This is a genomic window from Stappia stellulata, assembly GCF_020176715.1.
Lineage (GTDB): Bacteria > Pseudomonadota > Alphaproteobacteria > Rhizobiales > Stappiaceae > Stappia.
In genome coordinates, this window is the sequence record NZ_JAIVMF010000004.1 from 243,053 (window position 1) to 266,781 (window position 23,729).

Genomic DNA, 23,729 nt, shown 5'->3' on the forward strand with positions numbered 1-23,729 from the left:
CGTGTTCAAGTTCGTTCTTGGGCCAGGATGCAACTGGCCGGACCTCATTGGAGCGTGATTGATCGTCCGGAGGAACGGCTATGACGCTTGCGGTGGAAGCCGCCGGATACGATCAGCTAGCGGCATTGCGCGATCTGTTCGCTCGACACCGCGGAGCGGAAATCGTTTGGACTGCGATGGTTCTGCGTCAGTGGGTGCACAACTCATTACTGATCCGCAACTACGATCCGCAAAACGGCGCTGATTGGCTGTTTGTGCGACTACAAGAAAATGCCGAAAGGCACAAATAAATTTGAAAGATATATTTTTGAAAACGTAGTTCCTGCCAAGGGAGACAGAAATGTCGATTGAGAATCGCCAATTCATCAAATTCGCGACCGACGTCAATCGTCGTATCTTTGAAAGAAATATGAATGGTGCTTTGCGATTGATTGGCGAGTACATGCGCAAGAATGACCTCAAGGCAACACTAGAGACGATGTCCGCTATCCCTGTGAATGACCCAGAACTCTCCCGCGACAGCACTGTAAAGTGAGCTCTCCCGCTGGATATTCCGCAAGAATGCAGGAAGCGATTTCTATTGTGATGAAATTTTTTTCGATAGCTGGATCTGGCACGGCACCGGACATTGCTGCGGTCATTTTGGTGAGTTGATGCAGGGAACAATCACCGAGGCCGATGGGTCCCACGTGCGGGGGCTTGTTACGCTTCCGTGCCGCAGCATCGGATCCGTCGCCCATGCCAGGGTCAGTCCCGGGACCGGAGACATCCGGATGCCTCCCGGCAAGAGCAAGGTTCGCAAGGCGGTCGAGGCCTACCGGGCGTATCATCAGGTCGAGCCGCAGCTCGACGTCGATATCGCCATCGACACCACCATTCCCATGGGAGTCGGCATGGGGTCTTCGACCGCTGACATCACGGCGACCCTTCGCTCTCTCGATCAGGCTTTCGGCAATGCGCCCGAGAGTCAAACGCACGCGCATCTGTCCCTGAAGGCGGAGGCCGCATCCGACAGCACGATGTTTTCAAACACCGTCAAGTTGTTCGCGCAACGCGTCGGCAGGGTAATCGAGGACTACGCTCTCACCTACATGCCGCTCGCCATCGTCGGCTTCAACGTCGTACCGGGGACGTGTTTCAACACGGACGAGACACCTGCCGCGAAATACGACACGGACGAGGTGCGCGAATTCGACGCGCTGCGCGCAACGCTGCGCAATGCGCTCGATTGGGGCAACTCCCGTTGCCTTGGAGAGATTGCTACCCGCAGCGCTCTGATAAACCAGAGAAAGTTCCCGAAGCCCGGTTTCGAAAACCTGTTGCGGATGAAGCGGGATTCCGGCGCTGCCGGTATATGCGTCTCCCATTCCGGCACCGTTGCGGGATTGCTCTTCGGCGCGAGGTCCGCACCGACAGCGGGTCAGCTCTCCCGATTGCTTTCGGACGGTGCCGACAGCGGTTTCGAACCGCTCGGCCTGTTCCGTATCCGATGAAAGGTCCGATGCCATGACAGTTCGCCTGCAAAGCGCCGATGCCAGCGTGATCGCGCCCTACGCCGTGCCCGCCTTTCTCCGTCTGGAGCGGAACCTGACGGCTGCAAAATTCGAACTGATGAAGTTCACGCCGGCCAAACGCATTCTCGACGATGCCCTGGCAAGCGGACGCTTGCCGCCGGGAGGACAGGTGATCGAAAGCAGTTCGGGAACCTTTGCCCTGGCCTTGTCGATCCTTTGTTCCCTCTATGGGCTCAAGTTGACGCTGGTTACCGGACCCGTTTCGGAGATCGTGCGGTGGCGACTGGAAAACCTCGGCGCAACGCTGCATATCGTCGAAGCCAGCCGGAATTGCGAAGGCGGCATCCAGCAGGCGCGGCTGGAGGTGCTGCATCGGTTGCTTGCAGACAATCCGACGGCTTTCTGGCCGCAGCAATACACGAACCCGCTCAACGCCGCGTCCTACCGCGAAATCGCTCAAGACTATCTCGACCGCGGACGGCGGGTGGATACGATCGTCGGAACGGTGGGCAGCGGGGGCTCGCTGTTCGGCTTTGCGAGGCTCCTGCGTCTGGCAAATCCGAACCTCAAGGTTGTCGCGGTCGATCACAATCGCAGCGTTGTGTTTGGAGCGGAGGCGCGAAGGATCACGCGCATGTGTCGCGAGACCTTCGAGCAGATTCTCGCCATGGGGGCGGGAATTCCGATGGGAAATGTCGAACACGGCGCCTGCGACGAGGTTCACTGGGTGCCCGTGCCCAGGATGGTGCAAAAGGTTCATTCGTTTCACAGGAAAACCGGATTGCTTGTGGGGCCGTCCAGCGGTGCCGCCTTGACCGTCGCCGAATGGTACGCACGAAACGAGCCCGATCGCGAAGTCCTGACGATCCTGCCCGATCACGGCGTGCGATACGTCGAAACCATGTTCGATCCCCATTGGCTCGACACATGGGCGCAGGACATCCGAGAGGCGGCCACTGCGCCGATCGAGATCGAAAGGCTTGGCGACGTCGCGCCGCAGTGGTGCCGTCTCAAGTGGTGTCGCCGCTCGTTCGAGGAAATGGCAGGCCGTCCCCAAGCGCCACGGCCTGCGGGCTATCAACCATGAAGGCGGCCCCCAAATGGTTGGCATGACCCGGCTGGAACCCGATGTGCACTGGCCTACCGTCGACCCCGCGCCCGCCGTGAGCCGGTTTTTGGCCGCCGCCGGTTCGGCGGTCGCGGCGCAGGGATACCGCCCGCTGTGGGCGGGTATCGATACGCAGGCACTTCGTTGCAACGCCGGCTTGATCAGACGCCATCTCGCGCCCGACGGCTTTTGCGCCGTTTTGAAGGGGGATGCCTATGGGCACGGCGCCGACCTGGTCGCGCAGGCGATTGTCGCGGATTGCAGTCATATCGCGATTTGCGACAATCGGGAGGCGGTGGCGGTCCGCAAGGCAAGCGCCGAGATCCCGGTGCTGCGTCTCAGGATCGGCGCCCCGGGGGAAATCGCGGCCGCGATGGCCGACGGTCTCGGCTTGCGCGAGACCGTCGGATCGCTCGAGGCGGCCCGCATCGTCAGCGACCTCGCCGCCGGCCATCGGCGGGTTCAGCCGGTCCATCTCAATCTCGATGTCGCGGGCTCGGGCCGGACCGGGCTCAATATCGCGCCGATGAGGGATTGCCTGGCGCAGATCTCGAGCATTATTGCCCTGCCGTGGCTCAGGATCGCGAGCCTCGGGTGTCACCTGCCGGACGCTGCAAGCGCCAATGCGTCGGATCTGGATGACCCGTCGAGGCGGGGCATCGCCCGTTTCCAGGAGATCGTGGCAAACGCGCTGCCGCTGTTTCGGGAGGCGGGCGAGGGCGACCCGGAAATCAGTCTGTTCTCGTCCGCGGCCTCGGCCGTCTTCGGAGGGGTCGACGATCTCGACGGGCTGGGGCTGCAAAGGTTCGACCGGATCGGAAACGCCCTTTACGGCACTGCCAACGGAATGCGCGGGCCTTTCGCAGGAACGCGACAAGTCATGCATGTGGCGACAAGCGTTTGCGACTGCATGCACCGTCCGCAAGGCGCGACGATCGGCTACGAACATGCCTATCGGATTGGCGAGCGGTCCGGGCAATGGATTGCCTTGCTCGGGTTTGGCTGGCTCAGCGCGGGCCGAACCTACCAGGGCATCGGCAAGACCGAGACGCCGGCCTGCGTCCTCAATGCACATGGTGGCGCACACCGTCTCGTCGGCCGTCAATCCATGAACATGAGCACGGTGGAGGCCGAAGACCCGACAGGGCACCGCCTGTCTTGCGGCGACCATGTGTTCGTCACCACCGACTGGTGGAGGGCGCGCGCGCGGGCCGACATTTCTTCCCTCGCGGCCTGGATGGGCGATGTGCAGCCGGAGTTTGTGACATCGGTTCTCGGCTGCAGCCCGTCGACGCTGCGATTTTCATTCTGACGCCGCATCCGGTGCGGGCGCGACGGCGCGACCGCCCTTTCCTTCGCCAGGGCCGGCCCGCGGACCGGGAGCATCCATTGGAGAAAAAACCATGGCCGCCAGGGACCTGACATCGACCGCCGGTGCGTTCGACAATGCCAAGGGCGTTGCCTGGGCGGCCGTTGCCGTTGCGCTGTTTGCCCTGATCTTCGTCTCGGGGAAGTGGAGCGGCGGTGTCGCATCCGCCGCGCAAATCATCTGGCTGCGCTATGTCGGCGGGTTCCTGTGCGTGGTCGCCTGGGCGCTTCTCAGCCGGGAGCGGGTTCGCGGGCTGGCCACGCCGCAGCTTCCCGTCCATGCGGTGCGCGCGGCCGCCGGCGGTGGCGGCGGCATGGCCGCGATCTATGCGGCGACCAACATGCCCGTCGCCGATGCAACGGCCATCGGCCTGCTGGACGGGTTCTTTACCGTGCTCCTCGGCGTTTTCGTGCTGAAGGAAGCCTTCACGCCCCGGCAGTGGGGCGCGGCGCTGGTGTGTCTTGCCGGTGCGATGATCGTCGTTGCCGGCGATGGCGCCGGTCTGCACCTGCAAGCCGACACGCTGCTTGCCGGTCTCGTCGCCCTTGCCGGCGCGGTGCTCATCGCCGTGGAGAGCATCCTCATCAAGACGCTGGCGCGCTCGGAACGTGCAATTATCGTGCTGTTCTATGTGAACCTGTTTGGCATGCTGCTGTTCGCCGCCCCCGCCCTGTGGCAATGGCAACCGGTTCCGGCCGCGCTGACCGGTGCCTTCGTCCTGCTGGGACCGATCGCGATCCTCGCGCAGGTCTGCAACATCCAGGCGTTCCGCCTGTCAGACGCCGCCCTGATCGGGCCGGTCCGCTACACATGGATCGTGTTCGGCGCCCTGTTCGGATGGGTCTTGTTCGGAGAAACCCCGACGACCGCCACCTATGCGGGCGGCGCCTTGATCCTCATCGGCGGGGCCGGACTTGCGGCATCGCGGTCCCGCCGCATTCTCCCGACAGCGGTTCCGGGGGCTCCGGGCCCGCCGCGTTGACGGTCAGGCGGACCCCGGCGCCGGCCGGCGTCGCCCGCGCCTTCAGTTGTCGGCGCGCTTGAACACCATCATGGTGAAGAGCCCGAAGGGCGCGATGCGCTCCTCGTGCACCAGCGTCATGCCGGTGTTGTCGAGCACAGTCTCGCGCTCGAACAGCGGATCCCAGCCGAGCTTGCCGGCGAAGCGCGCCAGTCCGCGCTCGATCCAGGCAAAGAGCCCTGAGCGCGACGCGAAGTGGTTGACGACGATGACCGTACCGCCAGGTCGCACGACGCGTTCGAGCTCGGCCAGCACCGTTTCGGGGTCGGGAACGACGGTCATGACATACATCACCGTGGCGACATCGAAGCGGGCTTCGGGAAAGTCAAGGTCGGCGGCGTCCATCGCGCGCAGCTCGGCGACATTGCCCAGATGCTTGCGCGCCACCCGTTCGCGGGCGCGCTCCAGCATCGGTTCCGACAGGTCGATGCCGGTGACGGTCAGGTTGCGGCTGTAGAGCGGCAGCGACAACCCGGTGCCGACGCCCACCTCCAGCAGGTCGCCGGACAGACGGTTGGCGGCGCGGGCGGCGGCGCGCTGGCCGAACACCAGCGGCGCGGTGAACACCCAGTCGTAGACCGGCGCCCAGCGGGCATAGGCACTTTCGACATCGCTTCGCGTGCCGGTGCCGCGCGTCGCGGAGGAAAACACCCGGTCGAGCCAGCGCCCGAACCGCGAAGCGCGGAGAAAATCTTCGACCATTATGCCGTTGCCGTTGCTTGTGTTGTCTTTTCCGGGTTGCCGATCGCATGGCCGGGAACCGTTCGTTCGATCCACCCGCCGCCGAGAACGCGCGCGCCGTCGCCGTCGTCGTCGAAGAAGACGCAGGCCTGCCCTGGTGCGACGCCGGTTTCCCCGTCGAGCAGCTCGACGACGGCTTCGCCGTCGCGCAGCCTGAGGATCGCGGGCCTCGGAGGACGGGTGGAGCGCACCTTGGCGTGCAGCTCGAGCCCGTCGGCGGGGATGTTTTCCAGCAGGCCGGGGCCGATCCAGTTGACGTCGCGCAGCACGATCTCGCGCGTGCCGAGCGCCTCGCGCGGGCCGACGATCACCCGCCGGTTGGCGGCGTCGAGACGCACGACATAGAGCGGCTCGCCGGTGGCGACGCCGATGCCGCGCCGCTGCCCGATGGTGAAATGGATGATGCCCTGATGGCGCCCGAGCACGCGTCCGTCGAGGTGGACGATGTCGCCGGGTTCGGCGGCGTCGGGCTTCAGCCGCTCGATCACGTCGGCGTATTTGCCCTGGGGCACGAAGCAGATGTCCTGGCTGTCCTGCTTCTCGGCGACGGACAGGCCGAACTCGCGGGCGAGCTCGCGGGTTTCCGCCTTGGTCATGCCGCCGAGCGGAAAGCGCAGGAAGTCGAGCTGGTCCTGGGTGGTGGCGAAGAGGAAATAGCTCTGGTCGCGGTCGAGATCGACCGGGCGGTGTAACGCACGATGGTTGCCAACCATGCCGGTGCGCACATAGTGGCCGGTCGCCAGCACGTCGGCGCCGAGCGTCTTCGCCGTCTCCAGCAGGTCGGAGAACTTGACGGTCTGGTTGCAGGCGACGCAGGGGATCGGGGTTTCGCCGGCGATGTAGCTTTCGGCAAACCGTTCGATCACCGCCTCGCGGAAGCGGTCTTCATAGTCGAGCACGTAATGGGGAATGCCGAGGCTCTCGGCGACCCGGCGCGCGTCCTGGATGTCCTGGCCCGCGCAACAAGCGCCCGCCCGGTGCACCGCCTCGCCGTGGTCATAGAGCTGAAGCGTCACGCCGACGACGTCATAGCCCTCGCGCTTCATCAGTCCGGCGACGACGGAGGAATCGACGCCGCCCGACATGGCGACGACGACCCGTGTGTCCTGCGGTCTCTTCGGCAGATCGAGACTGTTGAGCATTGTTCTCACCTTGCGGTCTGAGCCGGCCTGCCCGGCGATCCCGCCCGGCCCGTGCCGCCCGATCAAATCTGGTTGCCCGGCCGGTCGACGCCATGGCGGCCGTGTCCGGGTCTCTGGCTGGGCGCCGGCCATGCGCCGCGCCTTGCGTTGGCGCGACTATAACGGAAGCGACCGGCCGAGGCCAAGCGCCCCGGCTGGCTGGCCGTTGATGCGCCGCGCACCCGGCAATCCTTTCCCCGTGCGGCAAAGCTTTCCGGGTATGTGAGGCCATTGTGTGGTTCAGGCAAGGAGGAAATCCTCCCGTTTCGGCCGGAAACGACGATTTTGCGGAGTTGGCCCGGCATTTGCTGACAGGTTTGGCAGATGATTGCGCGCGGTTGCCGCTACGGTGGACGGCGCGGTTCCCAGTGGAGAGATGCGTGACGCTCGCCAGTTCCATTTCCGCACCTGCGATCGCCGCCAGCGCGGCCGTGTCGGGGCAGGGTGCCAAGGCACCGGCTGCAGGCGCCGCGACCGGTGTGCCGTCGATGTTCGCGCAACACCTCGGCTCCCTGGGCGGCGATGTCTCCGCCCGCGCGCTGTCCGCAGTCCAGGGCGCGGCGACCGGCGTGCCGGTTGGCGCCCCGGTTGCCGGTGGCGCAATGGCGTCGGCGACTGTGACGGGACCTCTCTCCGGATTTGGGCCGGGATCTGTGACTGCAACGGGTCCCCTGCCTGCCGGGGCGCCCGCCGCTCAAACGACGGACACGCCCTCCGTGATCCCCGCAGTCGGACTTGGCATGTTCGGAACAGCCGGACCGGGCGGTGTATCCGTGCTGCCGGCGACCCCGGCCGTGTCCGATGGCACTGCATCGGTTGCTCCGGTCGCAGCAGCGACGGGCGCTGCGGCCTTGGCAGGCGATACCGCCACCGAAACGGAAGCGGCGACACCACCCGGCGCGGGTGCTCCTCTCACTCTGGAGAGCATGGCACCGGCGTCGATGTCCGCGCCTTTCGCTCCGGTTCCGTCGCTTGTGGCGGGCGCAGCTCCGGGTGTCGTTTCCCCCGAAAGCATTCTGACGACGGCGCAGGCTGTCTCCGAGACTGGTCTGGCGGCACGTGCCGCCGCCGCGGGCGGCAAAGCGACCGATGTGACGGGCAAGGCGCCGGGCGCTGCGGCCGCCGGAACTGATGACGGCACGGCCGCATCGGGTATGGCCGCGCAGGGCAAGGCCGGATCGCCTCCCGGTCTCGCCGCCGGGACCACGGCGGCACTTTCCGGCGGGGGCCCGGCACAAGTCGGAGCACCGGCGGTCGGCGCCGCCCTTGCCGCAAACAACCCTGTCAGTGCCATGCGCTCGGCAACGGTAGCGAATGCTGCCACCGCGTCCGGGTCCGAGCAGACCGGCGGCGCGCCGCTTCCGGCTGGTCTTGCCGGCGCTCAGACGTCGGCCGGCTCCGTCGCCGGGACACCGTCGGGGGCGTCCGCCACCGCGACGCAGACCGTCGGCGCGGCGGGCACCGCGCCGCAGACAGCCGGCGTGGCGGGCACTGCGGGCGCTGCCGCGTCAGCGCCGCAGGCCGGGTCGGTCGCCGACACACCGGGGCAGGTCGCGTCTGTCGCCGCACCGGTTTCGGTCGATGCTGAGGCTGGCGTCGGGTCTCCGTCCGGGTCTGCAACGGCTTCGCAGTCTGTTTCCGCAGACGCCGGGGATGAAGGCTCCCGGCCCGTGGCAGGCACCGCGCCTCCGCGACCGGCCATGACGCCAGCCGCTGCTGCGACCGTCGACGTCTCGGTCGCGCAAGAGACGCCGGCGGCCTCCGCGGGCGCGAGCGACGCGCCGCAGGCGGATGCGGCCAAGACAGGTGCTACAGGGACAGGTGCCACAGGGATGGGCGTCACAGGGACAGGCGCCACAGGGAAAGACGGCACGCAGAGCGCACCGCAGATGACGGCCGCCGGGTCGCCCGCGACCGGGTCGACCCCGCGTACCGCCGCCCCGGTGATTGATGCGCCGGCACAGTCAGATGCGGCGGCACAACCCGACGCGACGGTCGGCGCGGGCGACGGCGAGGCTGCCGCGCGGGCGGATCAGGTGCCGCGCAACGGACACGATCCGGCGGCGCTTCGCGCAACGACGCAAATGGCGATGAACGCACCGGCCCGCGATCTTGGCCAACCGGTCGCCAGCGGCAATGCCGATGCCGTCGATGGAGAACCCACATCCACGCTCGCGAAAGCCATGGCAGGCGATGGAGCAACGGGCGAAGACACGGCCTCCGAGACCAAGCCGCCGGCCGTAACGCCGGCCGCCACGCAAGTGGCCCAGCCGCAGCCGGTGCGCGCCGGCGTTAGCGCCGCGGCGCTCGCCTTCGCCGCCGCCCTGTCGGACGGGCAGGCAAGTGCCGGCGACGGCGGGTTCGACATTGACGGCTTCGGCGACTTCGGCCAGCGCGGCGATGCGGCCCAGCAGGCGGCGGCCTCTGTCGCCCGCACCGCCGCGACGGCGTCGCTTCCGCAACAGGCGGCTGCCGCGACCGCTCATCTTGCGGCCGAGATCGCCCGCTTCGCGTCCAAGGGATCGACCCGCTTCCAGATCCGCATGGATCCGCCGGAAATGGGCCGGATCGACGTGGACCTCAAGGTCGGCAAGGACGGCACCGTGCGGGCGCATCTTGCGGTGGAACGCAGCGAGACGCTGGACATGTTCCTGCGCGACCAGCGCAGCCTGGAGCGCGCCCTCGATGCGGCCGGCCTGAAACTGGAAAACGGATCCGTGCAGCTCAGTCTGAAGGATCAGGGCGGCTTTGCCGGGTTCCAGCGCCAGGATGGCCAGGATGACGCCCCGGGCGCAGGCCGGGGCGGCGACGGTCCGGCTGCCGAGGGCGAGGTCGAGGACCTGGTGAGCGTCTCGCGCGTTCAGGTGCGCGGCGCCAGCGGCGCGCTCGACATACAGATTTGACCGCTGACGCGGTGGCCGGGAACGGCATGAGGGATCAGGAGAGAAACGGATGACCGGAATCACCGGAATTAGCGAACAGAGCAGTGCCGCTGCAGCGGCGGCGAAGTCGACCTCCTCGGCGAAGTCCGCGCTCGACAGCAACTACGAGCTGTTCCTGTCGATGCTGACGACGCAGATCCAGAACCAGGACCCGCTCGACCCGACGGATTCGTCGAAATACACCGAGCAACTCGTCCAGTATTCCTCGGTGGAACAGCAGATCAAGACCAACGACCAGTTGGGCAATCTGCTGCAGGTGATGGCCTCCTCCACCGCCTCGAGCTACGTCAGCTATCTCGGCACCAACGTCGTGGCATCCGGCAGCACCACCGAGCTGAAGAGCGGCGAGGCGGCCTGGACCTATGATGCGGGCGAGGGCGGCAAGGCGCGCGTCGAGGTGCGCAACAGCCTCGGGGCGGTGGTCTATTCCGGCGACACGACCCTGTCGCAGGGACGCGACACCTTCGAATGGGACGGGCGCACGTCCGCCGGGTCGCAGGCTCCGGATGGCGACTATTCGATCACGATCGGGCGCTACGACGCCAATGGCGCGCCGAGCATCCGGGTCCCGACGGAAGTGTCCGGCACGGTCGAGGGGATCGAGTTCACCGAGGGCGGCGCGGTACTGACCGTCGGCGGCGCGCGCATCCCCGCCAATGCGGTGATTTCCGTCAACCGGAGCTGACCCTGCGCCATTAAACCGTCGAGCCGCATCTTTGCAGGCGCCGGCTGCGCCTTGCCGCCTCTCGCCTCCACGTCCGCAAGATCCGTCTTGCGGACGTTTTCGTTTGGCCGTGCCGCGCCAGGCCAGCTCGCCTCAAGGCCTTGTTGCCGGCCTGCCTGCCTGGCGAGGGGCCGGTGACGGCGGAAATACCGGGCCGTCCGGCAAACTTCTTTCGGCTTTTTTTGCGCGGCCGTTTTCGCCTCCCATTTTGCGAGAGGTCCGAAACGGTGTTTTCCTGAAGGTTTGCCTTGTATCGCGGCTCCAAAGGACGCGCCTGAGTCGTTTCAATTCTTACCGAATTGTTGCTTCAGCCTTAGGCAAATTTTAAAGCCGGATAGCTACTGTCATAGTCAACGTGGTCATGTTGAGTGTGAGAGTACAATGACCGACCGAGCAAGTGTACGAGTCAAATATGTTATTGGCCCAGACGGGTCGCCGCTTACGATCGCCGACCTTCCGCCGGTGACAACGCGTCGATGGGTCATTCGCCGCAAGGCGGAGGTCGTCGCCGCCGTTCGCGGTGGATTGTTGTCGCTGGACGAAGCATGCAAGCGCTATACGCTGACGGTTGAGGAGTTCCTCTCCTGGCAGAGTTCCATTGATCGGCACGGACTTGCCGGCCTCAGGGCGACCCGCGTGCAACAATACCGGAATTGAGACGATCGGGCGACACCGCCCCTTCGCAAGGATCGTGACAAACGGGCTGGCAATTTGCCGGCCCTTTTGTTTTTGCGGGGTCTGCGGCCGTCGGGCCGTCCCGGGCCCCGGCAGGCTCGGCGCGCGTCACGCCCTGGCCAACCTTCCGCTGCGTCTTGCGGTTCCCCCCCGAACCTCCGGCGGGGCGGTGACTCGTTTTGCTTTTTCAAATTCGTTAATCCGACCGGCGGATATTGCCGGGTGGTTTTCGCATTTCGCCAAGCACGAAGCCCGGATTTCCGCCGTCTTCACCAAATCCTAACGTTCGTTAACACCTTGTTTACCATCTGGCGGGCAAATTTTGCCTACCGGCCATCCGGGGGCGCTTTTTCACCATCCCCTCATCCCCAGGCGCCTCTGGATGGCCCGGTCTCCTGAAGGCTCTACCAAGCGTATCGGATGGGTGGCACGTGAACGGACTTGCGGAACTCGTAAAAACACTCGGCCCGACCCGCATTGCGGCCATGGGTGCGGTCGCCGCCATTCTTGTCGGCGTGTTCGCCTTCATCATGCTGCGCATCTCGACGCCGACGATGACGCCGCTCTACACGGACCTGACCTTCGAGGATTCCTCCGCGATCGTGTCGCAGCTGGAAAGCCTCGCGGTGCCGCATGAGCTGCTCAACGACGGGTCGACCATCCTGGTGCCGCAGGACGACGTTTTCCGCACGCGGATGCGGCTTGCCGAACAGGGGCTGCCGCTTGGCGGCTCCGTCGGCTACGAGATCTTCGACAAGGCCGACACGCTGGGCTCCACCAGTTTCGTGCAGAACATCAACCGGACGCGGGCGCTGGAAGGCGAGCTTACCCGCACGATCCGCTCCATCGGCCGCATCAAGTCGGCCCGCGTGCATCTGGTGATCCCGGAGCGCAAGCTGTTCCAGCGCGACCACCAGCCGCCGACGGCATCGATCGCGCTCAGCGTGCGCGGTTCGCTCGATCCGGGCCAGATCCGCGCGATCCAGCATCTCGTCGCCACGGCGGTCGAGGGGCTGCAGCCCAACTATGTGTCGATCGTCGACGAGACCGGCCGCCTGCTGGCAAGCGGTGCCGGCGAGGAGGGCGAGGGCTTCATCGCCTCGTCGCTGCAGGAGCGCCGCCAGTCGATGGAAGCGCGGGCCCGCACGCAGATCGAGGAAATCGTCAACTCCGTGGTCGGCGTCGGCCGGTCGCGGGTGCGCGTTGCCATGGAGCTCGATCACAACCGCATCACCGAGACCCAGGAGACTTACGATCCGGACGGTCAGGTGGTGCGTTCCACCCAGACGCGGGAAGAGAATTCCTCGACAATCGGACGCCGCGGCGCGGTGACCGCCGCCAACCAGTTGCCCGAGGCCGACCAGCAGGACGGCGACAGCGCCGACCGCGACATCGCCAACCAGGCCGAGGAAATCGTCAACTTCGAGATTTCCAAGTCCGTGAAGACCGAGGTCGTCGAAGCCGGGGGCGTGCGCCGCCTGTCGGTCGCCGTGCTGGTTGACGGTGTCTATACCCCGGATGAAAACGGCGACCTGGTCTACGCGCCGCGCTCTGCCGACGAACTGGAGCGCATCGCTCTGCTGGTTCGCTCCGCCGTCGGCTACGACGAGACCCGCGGCGACACGGTCGAGGTCGTCAACCTGCGCTTCGCCCAGGCGCCGAACAGCGTCCTTGCCGAGGACGAGGCCGGCCTGTTCGAATTCACCCGCGCCGACATCATGCGCTTCATCGAACTCGGCGTGCTGTTCCTGATCGCCCTGCTTCTCACCCTCTTCGCGGTGCGTCCGCTGATCAAGCGGATCCTGAGCGTGGAGGAGAAGGAGCAGCCGGCACTCCTCACCGCCGACGGCCAGCCGATCGAGAGCGCCATGATCGCCGCCCAGTCGGCGGAGGCCGGCGGCGAGGTCGACGAGGACGGCGAGCCGCGCATCGAATGGCTCGAGGAAGCCCAGGCGCAGGGCGCCGTGCAGGTCGCAACCATCGCCAAGGTCGGCGGACTGATCGAGGAATACCCCAACGAAGCAGTCGGGATCATCCGCAGCTGGATGAATGAAGCAGCATGAGCATCGCAAACAGCATTCAGACGACCGGCAACTCCCAGCTGACCGTCAGCGAATCTGGCAAGGAGCGCGAGCTCAAGGGGCCGGAGCGGGTGGCTGTCCTGTTGCTCGCGCTCGGCGAGAAGCACGGTCGCAAGATCTGGGAGAAGCTCGACGAGATGGAGGTCCGCGAGATCTCCGCCGCCATGTCGCGGCTCGGCCCGGTCACCCCGAAGATGCTTGAGGAGCTTTTCGTCGACTTCGTCAAGAAGATCTCGTCGAATGGCGCGCTCAACGGCAACGTCGACGTCACGGAGCGGCTGCTGTCCAGCTTCCTGCCGGGTGACCGCGTCAATGTGATCATGGAGGAAATCCGCGGACCGGCCGGCCGCAACATGTGGGAGAAGCTTTCCAACGTGCAGGAGAACGTTCTCGCCAACTACTTGAAGAACGAATACCCGCAGACGGTTGCCGTCGTGCTGTCGAAGATCGATCCCGACCATGCCGCCAAGGTCCTGGGCATCCTGCCGGAGGAGCTGGCGCTGGAGGTGATCTCGCGCATGCTGAAGATGGAAGCGATCCAGAAGGAGGTTCTGGAAAAGGTCGAACAGACGCTTCGCGTCGAGTTCATGTCCAATCTGACCAACACCTCGCGCCGCGACAGCCACGAGATGATGGCCGACATCTTCAACAATTTCGACCGGCAGACCGAGGCGCGCTTCCTGGCCGCGCTGGAAGAGGAAAACCGCGAATCCGCCGAGCGGATCAAGACGCTGATGTTCACCTTCGACGACCTGATGAAGCTCGATGCCGGCAGCTGTCAGACCCTGCTGCGCAGCGTCGAGAAGGACCGGCTGGCGATTGCGCTGAAGGGCGCGTCGGAAACCGTTCGCGACTTCTTCTTCGGCAACATGTCGTCGCGCGCGGCAAAGATGATGCAGGACGACATGGAGGCGCTCGGCCCGATCCGGCTGCGCGATGTCGACGAAGCGCAGTCCGGAATGGTCGCAACCGCCAAGGATCTCGCCGCCAAGGGCGAGCTCATGCTCTCCAAGAGCAAGGGCGACGACGAAATCATCTACTGAGTGGCCTGAAACCCGATGATGACACGATTTGCGAGCACAGAAATGAAGGCCAACCGGTTCCTTTTCGACCGCAACTTCGCGGCGATCGACGTGACGCCCGAACGCGAGGCCGTCGAGGAGCCGGCTGTGCCGGAGGTTCCGATGATGTCCGTGGCGGACCACGAGGCGTTGCTTGCGGCCGCCGAGCAGGCGGCCTACGAGCGCGGCCGTGCGTCGCTGGCGCTGGAGCAGCAGCAGACCGACGAAGGTCGCCTCGCCGAGGAGACGCGGCGGCTGTCGGACGACATCTGCGCACTGATCGGCCAGTTGGACACCGATCAGGCGCGGCAGGAAAAGGACGCCGTCGCGCTGTCGTTTCTCGTCGCGCGCCGGATCTGCGCGCATCTGATCGCCCGCGAGCCGCTGGGCGAGATCATCGCGCTGATCTCGGAGTGCCTGGGGCCGCTGCGCCGGGCGCCGCATCTGGTGATCCGGGTCCGCGAGGGCGATCTGGAAGCGCTGAAGGCGAAGGTCGATCCGCTCGTGTCCGAAAAGGGCTTTGAGGGACGGGTCGTGTTTCTCGGCGAGCCGGACCTCGGCGCCGGCGACTGCCGCATCGAATGGGCCGACGGCGGCATCGTGCGCGACCGCCGCGCCATCGAGAAGCAGGTCGACCAGGCGGCGCGCCGCTATTTCGAGGGCCGGCGCTCGCCCGCCAGGCCCGGCAGTTCCGAAACCCAAGAAACCGCCGGGGAGCGGAGTGACCAATGAGTGATACGGACGAAAACGTGCAGGAAAACGGATTGCCGCTCGCGGAGATGGGAAGCAAGGCCGGCGGGCGCGAGGAAGAGCGGGACTTCAGCCAAGCGCGCGGCGCGGCCGATCTGGAGGCCGTGTTCGACGTTCCGGTGCAGATTTCCGCAGTGCTCGGCCACTCCCGGATGCATGTGTCGGAGCTCTTGAAGCTTGCGCCCGGCACCTTGCTCAAGCTCGACCGCAAGGTCGGCGAAGCCATCGATATCTACGTCAACGACCGGCTGGTGGCCCGCGGCGAGGTTGTCCTCGTGGAGGACAAGCTCGGCGTCACCATGACGGAAATCATCAAGTCCGATCGCTGATCGGAACAGGAGAAGACCCATGCGACTGTTGATCGTCGGCACCCTTGAAGGCCAGTTGATCACCGCCTCGAAGATCGCGATGGATGGCGGTGCGGCGGTGACCCACGCCGGCACCGTCGAGGACATGCTGAAGGTGCTGCGTTCGGGGCGCGGCGCCGATCTGGTGATGGCGGATGTCGGCCTCGACATCGCCGGGCTGATCGCGCATCTGGAGCGCGAGCGGTTCCACCTGCCCGTCGTTGCCTGCGGCGTGAAGACCGACGCGAGTGCGGCCGTCGCCGCCATCCGCGCCGGCGCCAAGGAATACATCCCGCTGCCGCCGGATCCGGAAATGATCGCCGCGGTGCTTGCCGCCGTCGCGCGCGACCAGTCCAACGTGATCTACCGCGACGATGCCATGGCGTCCGTGGTGAAGCTGGCGGAGCAGATCGCCGCCTCCGACGCCTCCATCCTGGTGACGGGCGAATCCGGATCGGGCAAGGAGGTGATCTCCCGCCATGTGCATGCCCGCTCCAACCGGGCCGACAAGCCGTTCATCTCGATCAATTGCGCGGCGATCCCCGAGCATCTGCTGGAATCGGAGCTGTTCGGCCACGAGAAGGGCGCCTTCACCGGCGCCGTTGCGCGCCGCGTCGGCAAGTTCGAGGAGGCCAGCGGCGGCACGCTGCTGCTCGACGAGATCTCGGAAATGGACGTGCGGCTGCAGGCCAAGCTGCTGCGCGCCATCCAGGAGCGGGTGATCGACCGGGTCGGCGGAGCAAAGCCCGTGCCCGTCGACATCCGCATCATCGCCACCTCAAACCGCGACCTGGCCGAGGCGGTGCGCGCGGGCACGTTCCGCGAGGATCTGCTCTACCGGCTCAATGTGGTCAATCTCAAGCTGCCGCCGCTCAGGGCGCGTCCGGGCGACATCCTTGAGCTGGCGCAGCATTTCGTGGAGCGTTATTCGCGCGAGAACGGCATTGCCAAGCGGCCGATCTCGGAGGAAGCGCGGCGCATGCTGATCGCCAATCCGTGGCCGGGCAACGTGCGCGAGCTGGAAAACACCATGCATCGCGCGGTGCTGCTTGCGAGCGGCGACGAAATCGACCCCGATGCGATCCGCATGCCGGACGGCAGCCCGATCGCCGCCGGCCAGGGCGCGGATGCGCGTCTCGCCGCCACTGCCGCCGCAACGGCGGAGGCCGTCAACCGCGGCTATGTCGGGCGCACGGTCGCGGATGTCGAACGCGACCTGATCCTCGACACGCTCGACCACTGCCTGGGCAACCGCACCCATGCCGCCAAGATCCTGGGGATTTCGATCCGCACCTTGCGCAACAAGCTGAATCAGTATGCGGATGAGGGCATGAGTGTGCCCGGTCCTGGCGAAGCCCGCGTCGCCGTGGCGTGAGGCGGCGCGGCGGACGGACAGGAAACAGCGGTGTGAGTGAGGGCGGTCGATGAGCGATGTGACGGCACGCGAGGGCGGTGATGCGGGTGTGCCCGCGCAGGTGCCCGGCGCCGCGCCCGCGCCTGGCCGTGCCAGCGCGGGTTTTGCCGCCTTCGGGCTGAACGTCTCTTCCATCTGGGATGCCATCCGCCGCGGCGAGATCGCGCTGGCGCTTGGCGTCATGGTCATTCTGGTCGTGCTGATCCTGCCGATGCCGGCGTTCATGCTCGACCTGTTCCTCGCCATCTCGATCATCTTTTCCGTGCTGATCCTGATGACCGGCCTGTTCATTCAAAAGCCGCTGGAATTTTCCTCCTTCCCGACGGTGCTGCTGATCGCCACCATGTTGCGGCTGGCGCTGAACCTGGCGTCCACGCGGCTGATCCTTGCCAACGGGCACGAGGGCACCGACGCCGCCGGCCAGGTCATCCAGGCCTTCGGCCATTTCGTGATGGGCGGCAATTTCATCATCGGCATCATCGTGTTCTCGATCCTGGTGATCGTGAACTTCGTGGTGATCACCAAGGGTTCGGGGCGTATCGCGGAAGTCGCGGCACGCTTCACCCTCGATGCCATGCCCGGCAAGCAGATGGCGATCGACGCGGACCTGAGCGCGGGCCTCATCGACGAGACGACGGCGCGCACCCGCCGCCGCGAGCTGGAGGACGAAAGCACCTTCTTCGGCGCCATGGACGGCGCCTCGAAGTTCGTGCGTGGCGACGCCATCGCCGGCCTGCTGATCACCTTCATCAACATCGTCGGCGGCATCATCATCGGCGTCGCGCAGATGGACCTCTCCTTCGGCGACGCGGCGACGACCTACACGCTGCTGACCATCGGCGACGGTCTGGTGTCGCAGATCCCGGCGCTGATCGTCTCCACGGCGGCCGGCCTTCTGGTGTCCAAGGCGGGCGTCTCCGGGTCCGCCGACAAGGCGCTCGCCAGGCAGCTCTCCGGCTACCCCAAGGCGCTTGGCATGTCGTCCTTCGTCATGGTGACGCTCGCCATGCTGCCGGGCATTCCGATGCTGCCGTTCCTGAGCCTTGCCGGACTGTCGGGCTATCTGGCCTTCCGGGCCGGAAAATCGCACAAGGAGGTGGCCGACCAGGCCCAGGCGGCAGAGGTGGCGGCCGCCGCGCCGCCGCCGCCGGCGGAAGCGCCGATCACGGATTCGCTGAAGATGGACGAGCTGCGCATCGAGCTCGGCTATGCGCTGTTGTCGCTGATCAACGGGACGGGCGCGGAAAGCGACCAGCTGACCGAGCAGATCAAGGCGCTGCGCCGCCAGCTTGCCGCCGATCTCGGCATTCTCATGCCGCCGGTGCGCATCCTCGACAACATCCAGCTCGGCGCCAACGACTACGTCATCAAGGTCAAGGAAGTGGCCGCCGGCGAGGGTCAGCTCTATCCCGGCCATTTCATGGTCATGGATCCGCATGGCGGGCAGGTCAAGCTGCCCGGACAGCACACGACCGAGCCGACCTTCGGCCTGCCGGCGACCTGGGTGGAGGCGCAATATCGCGAGGACGCGGCGCTGCGCGGCTATACGGTCGTCGATCCCGCGACCGTGCTTGCCACCCATCTCACCGAGACGATCCGTGGCAATGTCGCCGAACTGCTCACCTATGCCGACGTGCAGAAGCTGCTCAAGGAGATCACCGGCGAACAGGCGAAGCTGGTGGAGGATATCGTTCCGGGCCAGATCACAGTGTCCGGCATCCAGCGCGTGCTGCAGACGCTTCTGTCCGAGCGCATCTCGGTGCGCGACTTGGGCACGATCCTGGAAGGCATCGCCGAGGCGACCGGCTTCACCCGCAATCCGGCGACGATCGCGGAACATGTGCGCACCCGGCTGGCGCGGCAGATTTCCGCCGCCAACCAGGCGCCAGGCGGCTATCTGCCGCTGATCGCCATGTCGCCGCAGTGGGAGCAGGCCTTCATCGAGGCCATCGTCGGCGAGGGCGACGAGCGCTCGCTCGCCATGGCGCCGTCCAAGCTGCAGGAGTTCGTGCGGCTGGTGCGCGATGCGTTCGAGCAGGCGGCGCAGGCGGGCGAGGTTCCCGTCCTCCTGACCTCGCCGCAGACGCGGCCCTTCGTGCGCTCCATCGTCGAGCGCTTCCGCGCCCACACCACGGTGATGAGCCAGAACGAGGTGCATTCGCGCACCAGGCTGAAGACGGTCGGAACGGTTTAGGGAGCGGTCGTCCTAGCCTCAGGGCCTTGCGCTGCGGCTTGCGGATGACCGGTGAGCCGATCCCGTCGCTCGCGGCGGGTTCGACAGGGCCGACACCGGCAATCTGGCGGAGGAATGCGTTGATCGTCGCGGCTTTTGGAGTTTGCGAGGATTGCCGCGAGATCGAGGCTTTCGCATGATCTCGCGGCCCACCGTTGGCCCGCCGATGGACGTGGCCCACTCCGCGCAGTCAGGTCGCGGTCACTGCCGTCAGGCAGCTTTTACGCCTGCCAGGAACCGGTCGACGATTTCGGACAGTCTTTCGGCTTCTGTCGCCACATCCTTCGAGTATCCCATGACGCTTTGCGATGTTTCCAGGGTCGACCTGACATCGTCGGACACCTGACCCGCCGCTTCGGATACTTCCTGTGTTTTTCCGGAGACACTGGTGACATTGCGATTTATTTCTTGTGTCGACGCGCTTTGTTCTTCGATCGAAGCGACGATCCCGACCGTAAATTCATTGACCTTCGCGATTGTCCCGGAAATCACCTTGATCGCTGAAACGGCGTCGGATGTCTGCGTTTGAATCCCTTCGACCTGGCTTCTGATTTCATCGGTTGCCTTTGCCGTCTGCTCTGCCAGTTCCTTGACTTCCGCAGCGACGACGGCAAATCCGCGACCGGCTTCGCCAGCCCGGGCAGCTTCGATCGTTGCATTCAGCGCAAGGAGGTTGGTTTGTTCGGCAATCGCCTGGATCAGGCTGACCACGTCGCCGATCTTGCCGGCAGCTTCGGACAGACCGGAAATCTTCTGATCCGTTTCCCGTGTTTCCGAATCGGCGTTTTGAACCAGGTCTTTGACATTGGATATCTGCTGTTCGATTTCGGCGATGGAGGCGGACATTTGTTCGCTGGCAGCAGCCAGCGCTTCGACGTTGTCTGCCGCGGAGGAGGACCTCTCGGCCGCCAGAATCGTGCGTTCGGCTGTCTTGCCAGACACATCGCACATGGTCGTCGCGGCAGACTGCAGTTGTCCGGAGTTCGTGCTGAAGACATCGAGACACTGACCCGAAACAACCCGGAATTCTTCGATCAGGTCTTCAACCCGCTTCTGCCGTTCCGCCTCGCTGACACGCGCGGTTTCGCGTTCGGACGACAAGCGGTTGCGCTCGATCAGGTTGTCCTTGAACACGATCAGAGCGTTCAGCAAATCGCCGACTTCATCCTTGCGGCCGTCGTTGGAGAGGTCCACCGAAGTATTTCCCTTGGCAAGACTGGCGGTGGATCTGGCCAGCAGTTTGATCGGCCTTGCCACAAGCGCGAAGTTGATCCATCCGAAAATGGCAGCGAACGTCAGAAACACGGCGCCGCCAAAAACGGCGACGTTTTTCATCAAGGCAAGTTTTTCGGCTTGTTCGCTCGCCAGTGTCTTGAGCTCTTCGGCCAGCAGTCCGCGAACACGCGCATGCGTATCGTAGACGACTTGCAGAGACCGGTCGCCCTCGCCGGTGGCCTCAATCGCCTTGGCCAGTTCGACTGTGCGGGAGTTGCGCATGTAGTCGATCTGCTGAAGGGCATACTCCCTGTACCAAGCATCCCACTCCCCTCGCAGCTGTGACAGGGATGCTGTCTGGCTCGCCCCTCCGGCCTGCAGTTGTTGGTTCAACGTTTCAAAGGTCGCGTTGATCACGTCCGCAGCCTTGTCGACCTCGCCAACCCATTTCCGGTCGCCCGACAACATGAAGTTCTTCAAGGATGTTGCCTGATATGAGATCTCCGCCTTGAGAACCTGGTTGGCAACGACCGAGGCGTTTACCTTTTCGTAGCGTTTGACCGAGTCGTTCGCTCCATCTGCGGAAAGGAACATGAACAAGCAGACGACAACGCCGGTCGCTGCCATGAGACTGTAGGACAAGAGTCCCTTAGACGAGATCGACAAGTTCTTCATGTGTCTGGCCCTGAACGTTATTGCGCGAACTGCTGACGCCGGGTCAGCTCGGTCAAATTCACTTCGATGGTCGCAGCTCCGATCGGCTGCCCCGTCTCAGGATGGCTTAGGGTGAAGTTGAGCTGGGTGTGCCAGATGCCGTATTCGCTGTTCCACTCAGCCTCATCGACAAAGACTGCATCCGTTCCGACAAGAAACGTCTTTTGGAATTTTGCCTCGTCGCCTTGCCAGTAATCACTGGTGATCTGCGACTGGCCGACGTTCAGGCCGTATCTGTCCATGACGATTATCTCGAGGATCGCGCCGCGCGATTCAGCCTGTATCCTCGTGAGATACGCCGACAACGGATTGGACAGTGTCGCCGCGACAAGCGGCTGATCTGTCCTTGCCCGTTCCTGGACCCATTGCTCGTCAAGGAGTTTGATTTCATCCTCCTGAAGGCTCTCGTACTTTCGATTCTGGTTTGAAACCATGAGTTGCACGACATCGTGACCAACCAGGTCGATCATCTTCCCCATTGTGATTGGGTCGAGCAAACCGGAGGCATCAGGTGCCGTGCCAGCGCCGAGGGCATCGGCTTCGCCTGAAAAAACGAGACAAAACAACAATCCGAATGAAGCGCTCCTCATGAGCATGCACCTCTTGAAACTACCCTCATAAATTGCATTTTGAATAAAAAAGTCCTAACTGTTTCTTAATGTGGAGTCTTAATTCAATATAGTTTTATATATTATTACAAATGACAATATTGTATTTGAGTGTTATTATTTTGAGTATGTAAAATTCACGATAACCTTACGGCATGATTCGGCTGTGGCAGCTTTGTGGATTGTTCGCCCGGGCAAGGTCGGGAGGTCGGGGTTGCAATACGCCGTCTTTCCGCCCGCAGCGCCGGGGACAGACATTCACAAGCCTGCGCGCGTTGCGCCGTCGGCTCGAGCGGTGAGGATTGGAAGAATTGAAGAGGACGACTGGTCGGTCCGCCGGGCAGCGACATCGTCCGGAGTGTCTCGACGCACGACCGATCGCAGGTACGCCCACGACCCCCGGGGGCGGGCAAGGCGGGGCTGTCGGACCGATCCTCGCGACCCTATTCCTGTTCGCAGGGCATGCAGACCCTTGCGGTTGAGTGCATCGAATGCCTGCGCCATCACCCGGTCCGACGCTTGCGTGAATGGCCGGACACAATGGCCGGACACAATGGCCGCAGGGCGCCAAGCTACCCGGCTTCAACAGCTAGGACGAAGACCATCCCCGAATACATGCGTTGCGGCCGGCAAGGTTCCGGTGCTCTTGACCTCGCCGCAGACCCGGCCCTTCATGCGCTCCATCGTCGAGCGCTTCCGCGCCCATACCACGGTGATGAGCCGGAACGAGGTGCATGCCCGCACCAGGCTGAAGACGGCCGGAACGGCTAGGCCAGTTGCTGCCGCGTCATCGACGGTCTTCCGCGGGAGGCCGCAATGATCATATCTGCGCCGGCGCGTTGACCGCGACCTCGCCGACCGGACGCCAGATGTGGCGTTTCTTCAGGTATTTTTCCTTTGCATCCGACAGCGCCATGAACAGCTCCAGCTCGCGGCCGCGCAGGCCCGGCAGGGATTTGGGGTCCAGGCCGGTCCAGGGGAGAAACGGGTTGCGGCGCATGTGCCAGTGCAATTCGCAGCGCAGGGTCGGCCGGTCGGAGGGCGCGCGTCCGTGAAAGGCGAAAGTGTCGGCGACGATCAGCGTATTGGCCGGCACCGTCATGCGGACCGGCGCGGGCAGACCCAGGGCCGACAGATCCTCCGGGCGCACCCGGAACGAGCCGCTCGCATGGTGGCTGTCGCGATCCGCGGCCGCCGACAGGGAACACGCATGCTGCCAGTCGAGCCGCTCCGGCGTCAGCCGATGCGACCCCGGCACGAAGCAGAACGGCCCGTCATCCTCGCCGACGTCCTGGAGAAAAAGCCAGGCTTTCGAGGTGGCGTGAAACGTGTCGGAATGGACATTCGTCTGCGGGTCCACGGCCTTTGAGGGAGCGGCGATGACCGTCTGGAAAAAGCCCAGCGGCTCCCCGCCCTGCGAGGCGGCGTAGCGGATCTGGGCAAGGGCACGCGGGTCGCGCAGCGTGCGTGCGATCGCGGGATGACGCGCCAGCACGGCGGGCGGCAAGGGCACCATGCGGGTGACCGTGGGCCCCTGACGCATTTCGCGCGCCTCGAACCGCCTTTCGAAGGCGGCCTTGCGCAAGGCTTCGAAATCGTCCCTTGGCAGAAAATCCTTTGTGAGGAAGTAGCCGTTGTCGTCGAACGCGCGGCGGTCTGCGTCCGACAGGCCGGCGGCGAGGCGCGCGCGCCGGGCCGCCGCCATTCTCGCCGCCAGTTTCACGCGGGCGCGGTGGAGGCCCAGCCGGTTGAGATACGGGCTGCCAAGAACCGGGTTCTTGCGCAGCGACTTCTGCGTGCCGGCGATGCCGAAAAGCCAGAACGGCAGTTTCAGATACTCTTGAGGTTTCATCCGCCGGTGGTCCTCACCTGGTGCCCCTTGCTGGCATGGCTGCCGGTCCGCGCGGCATTATTGGCGCGCGCGCATCGCCCGGTCCAGCCGGAAGTGCGGAAAGCGCGCCCCCAGCAATCGGCGTTGCGCTTCCCCGACAGCCGGATTGCTGTCGCCGGAAAGGTTCGAAAGGCCTGAGC

Annotated in this window: 20 protein-coding genes; 15 read left to right on the plus strand and 5 right to left on the minus strand. The window is 64.9% G+C overall.

Translation table 11 applies throughout. The features are described 5' to 3' along the window. The first annotated feature begins 80 nt into the window (after nucleotides 1–80). The 6 genes from LC092_RS07475 to LC092_RS07500 all read left to right on the plus strand — a co-directional run bounded on the left by LC092_RS07475 (nucleotide 81) and on the right by LC092_RS07500 (nucleotide 4,973). Nucleotides 81–290: a hypothetical protein gene (locus tag LC092_RS07475; protein ID WP_224805827.1), complete on the plus strand. Its 210-nt coding sequence runs from the start codon at nucleotides 81–83 to the stop codon at nucleotides 288–290. Between the two features lie 50 nt (nucleotides 291–340). Next, entirely contained in the window at nucleotides 341–535 is a 195-nt protein-coding gene (locus LC092_RS07480; RefSeq protein ID WP_224805828.1) for a hypothetical protein, read from the plus strand. A gap of 238 nt (nucleotides 536–773) precedes the next feature. Then, complete coding sequence (locus LC092_RS07485) at nucleotides 774–1,493, plus strand: hypothetical protein (protein ID WP_224805829.1); 720 nt, start codon at nucleotides 774–776, stop codon at nucleotides 1,491–1,493. A 13-nt stretch (nucleotides 1,494–1,506) separates the two neighbouring features. Next, nucleotides 1,507–2,601 (plus strand): pyridoxal-phosphate dependent enzyme, encoded by a 1,095-nt coding sequence (locus LC092_RS07490; protein ID WP_224805830.1) that lies wholly within the window; start codon nucleotides 1,507–1,509, stop codon nucleotides 2,599–2,601. A 22-nt stretch (nucleotides 2,602–2,623) separates the two neighbouring features. Then, nucleotides 2,624–3,934, plus strand: a complete 1,311-nt coding sequence (locus LC092_RS07495; protein WP_224805932.1) for an alanine racemase — start codon at nucleotides 2,624–2,626, stop codon at nucleotides 3,932–3,934. Nucleotides 3,935–4,025: 91 nt separating this feature from the next. Then, nucleotides 4,026–4,973, plus strand: a complete 948-nt coding sequence (locus LC092_RS07500) for a DMT family transporter (protein ID WP_224805831.1) — start codon at nucleotides 4,026–4,028, stop codon at nucleotides 4,971–4,973. Between the two features lie 42 nt (nucleotides 4,974–5,015). Here LC092_RS07500 and LC092_RS07505 read toward each other — a convergent pair whose 3' ends face one another. Further along, the gene (locus LC092_RS07505; RefSeq protein WP_224805832.1) at nucleotides 5,016–5,714 is read right to left on the minus strand and encodes a class I SAM-dependent methyltransferase; all 699 of its coding nucleotides are present in this window, start codon (nucleotides 5,712–5,714) and stop codon (nucleotides 5,016–5,018) included. Further along, nucleotides 5,714–6,895, minus strand: coding sequence for a tRNA 2-thiouridine(34) synthase MnmA (mnmA, locus tag LC092_RS07510; RefSeq protein WP_224805833.1), 1,182 nt, complete (start codon nucleotides 6,893–6,895; stop codon nucleotides 5,714–5,716). Before mnmA ends, LC092_RS07505 begins: the two co-directional genes overlap by 1 nt. Nucleotides 6,896–8,634: 1,739 nt before the next feature. On the opposite strand from mnmA, the gene LC092_RS07515 reads away from it, so the two are divergent. The 9 genes from LC092_RS07515 (at nucleotide 8,635) to flhA (ending at nucleotide 19,122) form a co-directional block, all read left to right on the plus strand. Continuing rightward, nucleotides 8,635–9,837, plus strand: coding sequence for a flagellar hook-length control protein FliK (locus LC092_RS07515; RefSeq protein WP_224805834.1), 1,203 nt, complete (start codon nucleotides 8,635–8,637; stop codon nucleotides 9,835–9,837). A 49-nt stretch (nucleotides 9,838–9,886) separates the two neighbouring features. Continuing rightward, on the plus strand, nucleotides 9,887–10,561 hold the full coding sequence (locus LC092_RS07520) for a flagellar hook assembly protein FlgD (protein WP_224805835.1): 675 nt from the start codon (nucleotides 9,887–9,889) through the stop codon (nucleotides 10,559–10,561). A gap of 420 nt (nucleotides 10,562–10,981) precedes the next feature. Next, nucleotides 10,982–11,257: a DUF1153 domain-containing protein gene (locus LC092_RS07525; protein ID WP_084650161.1), complete on the plus strand. Its 276-nt coding sequence runs from the start codon at nucleotides 10,982–10,984 to the stop codon at nucleotides 11,255–11,257. Between the two features lie 449 nt (nucleotides 11,258–11,706). Further along, nucleotides 11,707–13,338, plus strand: a complete 1,632-nt coding sequence (gene fliF, locus LC092_RS07530; RefSeq protein WP_412103536.1) for a flagellar basal-body MS-ring/collar protein FliF — start codon at nucleotides 11,707–11,709, stop codon at nucleotides 13,336–13,338. After that, the gene (gene fliG / locus LC092_RS07535; RefSeq protein WP_224805836.1) at nucleotides 13,335–14,399 is read left to right on the plus strand and encodes a flagellar motor switch protein FliG; all 1,065 of its coding nucleotides are present in this window, start codon (nucleotides 13,335–13,337) and stop codon (nucleotides 14,397–14,399) included. The genes fliF and fliG overlap by 4 nt, the downstream gene beginning before the upstream one ends. A 42-nt stretch (nucleotides 14,400–14,441) precedes the next feature. Beyond that, a complete protein-coding gene (locus tag LC092_RS07540; RefSeq protein WP_224805837.1) occupies nucleotides 14,442–15,149 on the plus strand; it encodes a FliH/SctL family protein in 708 nt (235 codons plus the stop codon). Next, on the plus strand, nucleotides 15,146–15,496 hold the full coding sequence (fliN, locus tag LC092_RS07545) for a flagellar motor switch protein FliN (protein ID WP_224805838.1): 351 nt from the start codon (nucleotides 15,146–15,148) through the stop codon (nucleotides 15,494–15,496). The genes LC092_RS07540 and fliN overlap by 4 nt, the downstream gene beginning before the upstream one ends. 19 nt (nucleotides 15,497–15,515) lie before the next feature. Beyond that, a complete protein-coding gene (locus LC092_RS07550; RefSeq protein WP_224805839.1) occupies nucleotides 15,516–16,889 on the plus strand; it encodes a sigma-54 interaction domain-containing protein in 1,374 nt (457 codons plus the stop codon). A gap of 49 nt (nucleotides 16,890–16,938) precedes the next feature. Continuing rightward, the gene (gene flhA, locus LC092_RS07555) at nucleotides 16,939–19,122 is read left to right on the plus strand and encodes a flagellar biosynthesis protein FlhA (RefSeq protein ID WP_224805840.1); all 2,184 of its coding nucleotides are present in this window, start codon (nucleotides 16,939–16,941) and stop codon (nucleotides 19,120–19,122) included. Between the two features lie 249 nt (nucleotides 19,123–19,371). Here flhA and LC092_RS07560 read toward each other — a convergent pair whose 3' ends face one another. From LC092_RS07560 to LC092_RS07570, 3 genes are all read right to left on the minus strand, one after another. Next, a complete protein-coding gene (locus LC092_RS07560) occupies nucleotides 19,372–21,051 on the minus strand; it encodes a methyl-accepting chemotaxis protein (protein ID WP_224805841.1) in 1,680 nt (559 codons plus the stop codon). A 17-nt stretch (nucleotides 21,052–21,068) separates the two neighbouring features. Continuing rightward, nucleotides 21,069–21,680 carry a hypothetical protein gene (locus LC092_RS07565; protein WP_224805842.1) on the minus strand — a complete coding sequence of 204 codons (612 nt, stop codon included), beginning with the start codon at nucleotides 21,678–21,680 and terminating at the stop codon, nucleotides 21,069–21,071. Nucleotides 21,681–22,518: 838 nt separating this feature from the next. Beyond that, nucleotides 22,519–23,550, minus strand: coding sequence for a phytanoyl-CoA dioxygenase family protein (locus tag LC092_RS07570; RefSeq protein ID WP_224805843.1), 1,032 nt, complete (start codon nucleotides 23,548–23,550; stop codon nucleotides 22,519–22,521). Nucleotides 23,551–23,729 lie beyond the last annotated feature (179 nt).